The following is a 7,338-nucleotide window of genomic DNA, read 5'->3' as shown; positions in this document are numbered from 1 at the left end:
CCCCCCCGCGGGGCGGGCCGGCCCCCCGGCGTCGCGGTGGCGAGGCAGACGGCGTTGGGGTCGTTCGGCTCGGATTTCGCCGCTTCCGCCATCCAGGCGCCGAACAGGGCGATCGGGTCTTCGGTGGCCTGCGTGCGGGCGGGCTGGTCCAAGGGGGGGCTCCCAGGGGTGCATGGCGGCCGGGTGGCTTGCCCCGGCCTGGGGCATGTGCCATCCCGCCCGGACCCCCGCAACCAGTCGCCGGTCCGCCGCAATGCCCCCATCGGAAGCTTCCGAACCCACCGTTGCGATCCCGACCGGCACGCTGATGGCCGGCCGCCGCGGCGTGGTGATGGGGGTGGCGAATGACCGCTCCATCGCCTGGGGGATCGCGCAGGCGGTCGCCGCGCAGGGCGCCGAGCTTTGTTTCACCTATCAGGGCGAGGCGCTGGAGAAGCGGGTGCGCCCGCTGGCCGAGCAGGTGGGCTCGAAGCTGGTGCTGCCCTGCGACGTCACCGACGATGCCAGCGTGGATGCGGTGTTCGAGCGCGTGAAGGCCGAATGGGGCGGGATGGACTTCCTGGTCCATGCGATCGGCTTCGCGGACAAGCAGTATCTGCGCGGGCGCTACATGGACACGCCCCGCCCTGCCTTCCTGCAGGCGATGGACATCAGCGTCTATTCCTTCGTCGCCGTCGCGCAGCGCGCGGTGCCGCTGATGAAGCCGGGCGGGTCGCTGCTGACCATGAGCTATCTCGGCGCGGAGCGCGTGACGCCGCACTACAACGTGATGGGCGTGGCCAAGGCGGCGCTGGAGGCCTCCGTGCGCTACATGGCGGCCGATCTCGGGAAGGCCGGCATCCGGGTGAACGCGATCAGCGCGGGCCCGATCAAGACGCTGGCGGCGTCCGGCATCGGCGATTTCCGCTACATCCTGAAGTGGAACCAGTACAACGCGCCGATGGAGCGCAACGTCACGATCGAGGATGTGGGCGGGGCGGGGCTGTATCTGCTCTCCTCGCTGTCCTCCGGCGTGACGGGCGAGGTGCACCACGTGGATTGCGGCTACCACATCGTCGGCATGAAGAACCCCGACGCCCCCGACATCGCCACGGTCTGACCGCTTCTCCCTCTCCCGCGCGAGCGGGGGAGGGTCGGGGTGGGGGCCAGGACACCGCTGACCATGTCCCACAACTCCTTCGGCCACCTGTTCCGCTTCACCACCTGGGGCGAGAGCCATGGCGCGGCGATCGGCTGCGTGGTGGATGGCTGCCCGCCGCGCATCCCGCTGACCGAGGCCGACATCCAGCCCTTCCTCGACCGTCGCCGCCCCGGCCAGAGCAAGTTCGTGACCCAGCGCCAGGAGCCGGACACGGTCAAAATCCTCTCCGGCACCTTCGAGGGCGTCACCACCGGCACGCCGATCTCGCTGGTCATCGAGAACCAGGACCAGCGCAGCAAGGACTACGGCGAGATCAAGGACCGCTTCCGGCCTGGCCATGCCGACCTGACCTATGAGCTGAAATACGGCGTGCGCGACTATCGCGGCGGCGGCCGGTCCTCCGCGCGGGAGACGGCGATGCGCGTCGCCGCCGGCGCCGTCGCGCGCAAGGTGCTGGAGGGCGTGACGATCCGCGCCGCGCTGGTCTGCATGGGCGGCGACTGGATCGACGTCGCCAATTTCGACTGGGCGCAGGCGAACGAAAACCCGTTCTTCTGCCCGGATGCCCAGGCCGCGGCGCGGTGGGAGGAGAGGCTGACCGCCGCGCGCAAATCCGGCAGCAGCCTCGGCGCCGTGGTGGAGGTGGTGGCGGAGGGCGTGCCCCCCGGCCTCGGCGCGCCGGTCTATGGCAAGCTCGATTCCGACCTGGCGGCGGCGCTGATGTCCATCAATGCGGTCAAGGGCGTCGAGATCGGCGCGGGCTTCGCGGCCGCCGGCTTCACCGGCGAGGAGAATGCCGACGAGATGCGCATGGGCCCGCATGGCGAGGTGCTGTTCGAGAGCAACCATGCCGGCGGCATCCTGGGCGGCATCAGCACCGGCCAGCCGGTGGTGGCGCGCTTCGCGGTGAAGCCGACGAGCTCCATCCTGACGCCGCGCCGGTCGGTGGACCGCTTCGGGGCGGAGGTGGAGGTGCTGACCAAGGGGCGCCACGATCCCTGCGTCGGCATCCGCGCCGTGCCGGTGGGCGAGGCGATGATGGCGCTGGTGCTGGCCGACCACCTGCTGCGCCACCGCGCGCAGAACCCGGATGCGCCGAGCCGGGCGCGGCTGCCGCGGAACTGAGCGATTTCCGTCGCTTGACGCGAAAAAAGCGTCCGCACACGCAACCGTCACCCGATTTCGCTCGCATCCGGGTGCCGGAGGGCCCATGTAGAGCGGGTCACGCTTTCCGTCTGGCTCGGCCTGTTCTCCAATCTCCGTCCCGGGGTGCCGAGCCCGGTGTCCGCCCCCTTCGGTCGGCTGGCCCGTCGCGTGACGTTCGCGCGCCGGCACACTCGTGCGTATCGGAAGACCAACACACATGGCCATCGGCACCGTCAAGTGGTTCAACGCCACCAAGGGCTACGGCTTCATCCAGCCGGATGACGGCTCCAAGGACGTCTTCGTCCACATCTCCGAAGTGCAGCGCTCCGGCATGCAGGACCTGCGCGAAGGCGACAAGATCGACTACGAACTGCAGGCAGGCCAGGGCGGCAAGAGCTCGGCCACGCGGCTGCAGCGCGCCTGAGGCACGCAGGGCGCGGCTCCTCCACGGGGCCGCGCCCGCCCACCGTCCCGACCACGGCAGAGGAGGCCCGTCATGGCGCCGCACAAATTCGCCGTCGGACAGCATGTCGAATTCCAGCCCGGTCCCTGGGACGCCAACATTCCGCGCGGGGTCTACACCATCACCCGCGCCATGCCCGGCGACGACCTGGACCGCACCTATCGCGCGCGCAGCCTGTCCGACGGGCTGGAACGCGTGTTCCGCGAGAAGCAGCTCCGCCGCGGCGGGCTGGATGGCGAGGGCGGCGAAGCCTAGCCAGCATCTTTTCCCGCGCGGGGCTTTTCGGCGCTCGCCTGCGCCCCGATAATCGGGGCTTCGGGAGAGCGTGATGCCGGATACCAACCTGCCGCGAGACGACCGCGCGGCCCTGCCGAGGCGCATGACCGGGAACGGGGAGGTCATCGAGACCTCCGCGCCGATCGGCGACACGGTGAAGACCACCACCTGCTACATGTGCGCCTGCCGCTGCGGGATCAAGGTCCATCTGAAGGACGGGCGCGTCCGCTACATCGAGGGCAATCCGGACCATCCGGTGAACCGCGGCGTGCTCTGCGGCAAGGGCTCGGCGGGCATCATGACGCAATACGCGCCGTCGCGCCTGCGCGCGCCGCTGAAGCGCGTCGGGCCACGCGGCTCGGGCGAATTCGCCGAGGTCTCCTGGGCAGAGGCGATGGACATCGCCACCGGCTGGCTGAAGAACGTCCGCGAGACCGCGCCGGAAAAACTCGCCTTCTTCACGGGTCGCGATCAGTCGCAGAGCCTGACCGGCTTCTGGGCCGCGCAGTTCGGCACGCCGAACTTCGCAGCCCATGGCGGCTTCTGCAGCGTGAACATGGCCGCCGCCGGCCTCTACACCATCGGCGGCAGTTTTTGGGAATTCGGCGAGCCCGATTGGGAGCACGCGAAGTATTTCGTGATGTTCGGCGTGGCCGAGGATCACGACAGCAATCCCATCAAGATCGGGCTCGGCAAGCTCAAGGCGCGCGGCGCGAAATTCGTCAGCGTGAACCCGGTGCGCACCGGCTATTCCGCCATCGCCGACGAATGGGTCGGCATCCGCCCCGGCACGGACGGGCTGCTCGTCATCGCGCTGATCCACGAGCTGCTGCGGACCGACCGCGTCGATCTCGACTTCCTCGTCCGCTACACCAATGCGCATTGGCTGGTGGTGAAGAATCCGGGCGGCGCGGATGACGGGCTCTTCGCGCGCGACGCCGATGGCAAGCCGCTCGCCTGGGACCGCGCGCGCGGCGCGATGGATGCGGCGACGCCGGAGATGCAGCCGGCGATCGTCGGCGAGCACACCCTGCCGGATGGCCGCGTCGCGGTGCCGGTGTTCCAGCTGATGGCGGAGCGCTACCTCTCGCCGGACTACGCGCCCGACAAGGTCGCTGCCACCTGCGGCGTGCCCGCCGCGACGATCAAGAGGCTGGCCGCCGAACTCGCAGACATCGCCTTCAACCACACCATCACCCTCGACGTGCCCTGGACCGACAGCCTCGGCCGCCGGCACGAGACGATGGTGGGGCGGCCCGTCTCCTTCCACGCGATGCGCGGCATCTCCGCGCATTCCAACGGTTTTCATACGTGCCGCGCGCTGCACCTGCTGCAGATGATCCTGGGCGCGATCGATGTGCCGGGGTCCTGGCGCTACAAATCGCCCTTCCCGCGGCCGATCCCGCCGGGCCCCGGCCCGGCCGGCAAGGGCGCCAAGCCGAACACGCCGCTCACGGGCAATATTCTCTCGTTTCCGCATGGGCCGGATGACCTGCTCGTCAACGACGACGGCAGCCCCATCCGCATCGACAAGGCGTTCTCCTGGCATGCGCCGCTCGCGCTGCACGGGATGATGCACACCGTCATCGGCAATGCCGGCGCCGGCGATCCCTATGAGATCGACACGCTGTTCATGTTCATGGCCAACATGGCCTGGAACAGCGCGATGAATCCCGGCGAGGTCATCCGCATCCTGACCGAGACGCGCGAGGACGGCGAATACCGCATCCCGCACGTCATCTACTCGGACGCCTATTTCTCCGAGACGGTGCCCTATGCCGACCTGATCCTGCCGGACACGACCTATCTGGAGCGCTGGGACGCGATCTCGCTGCTCGATCGCCCGATCGGCAGCGCGCATGGCCCGGGCGACGCGATCCGCCAGCCGGTGATCCAGCCCGACCGTGACGTGCGCGGCTTCCAGGAGGTGCTGATCGAGCTCGGCGCGCGCCTCGGCCTGCCGGCCTTCGTGAAGGAGGACGGCTCGCCGAAGTTCAAGGACTACCCGGACTACATCATGAACCACCAGCGGATGCCGGGCGTCGGCCCGCTGGCCGGCTTCCGGGGCGAGGACGGCACGAAGAAGGGCGTCGGCGAGCCGAACCCGAACCAGCTGCAGAAATACATCGAGAATGGCTGCTTCTGGCGCCACCACCTGCCGCCCGAGCAGCTCTACTTCAAGCACGCGAACAAGGCCTATCTGGAGGACAGCAAGGCGATGGGGCTGATCGGCAAGTCCGATCAGATCGTCCTGCAGATCTACTCGGAGCCCCTGCAGAAGTTCCGCCTCGCCGCGCAGGGCCATGGCGCGAAGCAGCCGCCGGACGAAGCGACGCGCGCGCGCATCGCCACCTATTGCGACCCGCTGCCGATCTGGTACGCGCCGCTCGAGCAGCAGCGGCACGACACCGATCCCTTCCCGCTATCGGCCATCACGCAGCGGCCGATGGACCACTACCATTCCTGGGGCAGCCAGAACGCCTGGCTGCGGCAGATCCGCGGCGCCAACAAGCTCTACATGAACCGCCTCACGGCGCACCGGCTCGGCCTCGCGCAGGACGACTGGGTCTGGGTGGAAAGCCGCAACGGCCGCGTGAAGGGCCAACTCGCGCTGATGGAAGGCGTGAACCCCGACACCGTCTGGACGTGGAACGCGGTGGGCAAGCGCGCCGGCGCCTGGAACCTCTCGCCCGACAGCCCGGAGGCGACGCGGGGTTTTCTCCTCAATCACGTCATCAGCGAATGGCTGCCGGCGCAGGTCGCGGATGGCCAGCGCTTCGCCAACAGCGATCCCGTCACCGGCCAGGCGGCGTGGTACGACCTGCGCGTGCGCGTGACGAAATGCGCGGCCGACGAGATCCCGCTGACGGATCCGCATCCGGCGGCGCTCGAACGACCGCCCGGGCTGCGACCCGCGCCCGACCTGGTGAGGGAGCCCGGGGCATGACCGAACTCCCGCCGCCCACCGCCAAGAAGCTGGGGCTCGTCATCGACCTCGACACCTGCGTCGGCTGCCATGCCTGCGCGACGAACTGCAAGGAATGGAACGCGGGCGGCCATCTCGGTCCCCTGCCCGACTTCAACGCCTATTCCGCCGGCGCCGAGGGCGTGTGGTTCAACCGCGTGCATTCCTACGAGGCCGGCGCGGGCGAGGAAGGCCGCACGGTCCACTTCCCCCGCTCCTGCCTGCATTGCGAGACGCCTTCCTGCGTCACCGTCTGCCCCACGGGCGCCAGCTACAAGCGCGCCGAGGACGGCATCGTGCTGGTGAACACCGACAGTTGCATCGGCTGCGGCCTGTGTGCCTGGGCCTGCCCCTATGGCGCGCGCGAGCTGGACGAGGACGAGGGGGTGATGAAGAAATGCACCCTCTGCGTGGACCGCGTCTACAACGAGACCATCCCGGAGGCGCAGCGCCAGCCGGCCTGCGTCATCACCTGCCCGGTCGGCGCGCGGCATTTCGGCGATCTCGGCGACCCGACCAGCAAGGTCTCGCGCCTGGTGGCGGAGCGCGGCGGCTACGACCTGATGCCGGAGATGGGCTACGCGCCGGTGAACAAATACCTCCCCCCGCGGGAGAAGCCGCCGATGCGCGCCCATACGCTGGAGGAAGCGGCGCCGACGCCGATGGACATCGGCAACCCGTTGCTTCGCTGGCTCGATCGCGCCTTGTCCCGTTGAGGCCCGTCCGTTGCGGCGTCCGCGACACATTGACCGCGGCGCCCAGGGGGCCGAAACTTGCGCGGTGGCGTCGCGTTGAGATGCCGCGCGGTATCGGCGCCGCCCCCTCTCCCCGGGCCATGGTGGGTTGCCGCCGCCCCACGGGTCGGTGACCCCGCCGCATCGTCGCGCAACACTGTCGCAAGTCCCGGAGCAGCATGTCCGAAATCGACCGCGTCTTTGCAGGCCTAGGCGGAGGGCAATCCGCCCCGAGTGCCCGACGCGAGCTTCGGCGCATCCCGGGCAAGGGCAGCGCCTCCGCCACGCGGACGGTGGAAGTGGTGCGCCTGCCGACGAAGGGCACCGCCGAGGCGCCGGGCCGCCAGCGCGCCGACCAGCATCTGCGCGCCGCGACCTGGGAGGACGGCTTCCCGGCCCAGTCGGCCCGTCCCGCGCCACCGCCGCCCGAGGCGCCGGAGCCCGTCCGTGCCGAGCCGACGGCGCATGTGATGCCGATGTGGGAGCGGAGCCGCGCCGAGCCCGAAGCGCCGCCGCCCGCGCCCGAGGCGCCCCGCCCGCGCCGTGGCCGCCCGCCCGGCGCCGCCCCCCCCCCCCCCGGGCCCGCCCCCCCGGGGGGCGCCCCCCGCCCCCC

6 protein-coding genes and 1 pseudogene are annotated in these 7,338 nt (G+C 70.2%); all 7 read left to right on the top strand.

Annotated features, from left to right (window positions below; genetic code table 11):
• Nucleotides 1-253 precede the first annotated feature (253 nt).
• Nucleotides 254-1,099 (top strand): enoyl-ACP reductase FabI, encoded by an 846-nt coding sequence (fabI, locus tag AC1MIR_RS20055; RefSeq protein ID WP_480029953.1) that lies wholly within the window; start codon nt 254-256, stop codon nt 1,097-1,099.
• 63 nt (nt 1,100-1,162) lie between these two features.
• A complete protein-coding gene (gene aroC / locus AC1MIR_RS20050; protein ID WP_480029952.1) occupies nt 1,163-2,266 on the top strand; it encodes a chorismate synthase in 1,104 nt (367 codons plus the stop codon).
• Between the two features lie 238 nt (nt 2,267-2,504).
• A complete protein-coding gene (locus AC1MIR_RS20045) occupies nt 2,505-2,711 on the top strand; it encodes a cold-shock protein (protein ID WP_109872028.1) in 207 nt (68 codons plus the stop codon).
• 72 nt (nt 2,712-2,783) lie between these two features.
• On the top strand, nt 2,784-3,005 hold the full coding sequence (locus AC1MIR_RS20040; protein ID WP_480029951.1) for a hypothetical protein: 222 nt from the start codon (nt 2,784-2,786) through the stop codon (nt 3,003-3,005).
• Nucleotides 3,006-3,078: 73 nt separating this feature from the next.
• Complete coding sequence (locus AC1MIR_RS20035) at nt 3,079-5,973, top strand: molybdopterin oxidoreductase family protein (protein ID WP_480029950.1); 2,895 nt, start codon at nt 3,079-3,081, stop codon at nt 5,971-5,973.
• Entirely contained in the window at nt 5,970-6,707 is a 738-nt protein-coding gene (locus AC1MIR_RS20030) for a 4Fe-4S dicluster domain-containing protein (RefSeq protein ID WP_480029949.1), read from the top strand. Before AC1MIR_RS20035 ends, AC1MIR_RS20030 begins: the two co-directional genes overlap by 4 nt.
• A 197-nt stretch (nt 6,708-6,904) precedes the next feature.
• Nucleotides 6,905-7,338: pseudogene (locus tag AC1MIR_RS20025) on the top strand (hypothetical protein); the annotation flags it as partial.

The organism is Falsiroseomonas sp. RANM36 (assembly GCF_056682175.1).
The sequence above is the reverse complement of the archived record's forward strand: the minus strand, read 5'-3'. Positions and strand labels throughout refer to the sequence as shown.

Excerpts from the sequence above, each read along its gene's own strand:
- AC1MIR_RS20030 (WP_480029949.1), top strand. The coding sequence starts at position 5,970 with ATGACCGAACTCCCGCCGCCCACCGCCAAGAAGCTGGGGCTCGTCATC.
- AC1MIR_RS20035 (WP_480029950.1), top strand. The coding sequence starts at position 3,079 with ATGCCGGATACCAACCTGCCGCGAGACGACCGCGCGGCCCTGCCGAGG.
- aroC (WP_480029952.1), top strand. The coding sequence starts at position 1,163 with ATGTCCCACAACTCCTTCGGCCACCTGTTCCGCTTCACCACCTGGGGC.
- AC1MIR_RS20045 (WP_109872028.1), top strand. The coding sequence starts at position 2,505 with ATGGCCATCGGCACCGTCAAGTGGTTCAACGCCACCAAGGGCTACGGC.
- fabI (WP_480029953.1), top strand. The coding sequence starts at position 254 with ATGCCCCCATCGGAAGCTTCCGAACCCACCGTTGCGATCCCGACCGGC.
- AC1MIR_RS20040 (WP_480029951.1), top strand. The coding sequence starts at position 2,784 with ATGGCGCCGCACAAATTCGCCGTCGGACAGCATGTCGAATTCCAGCCC.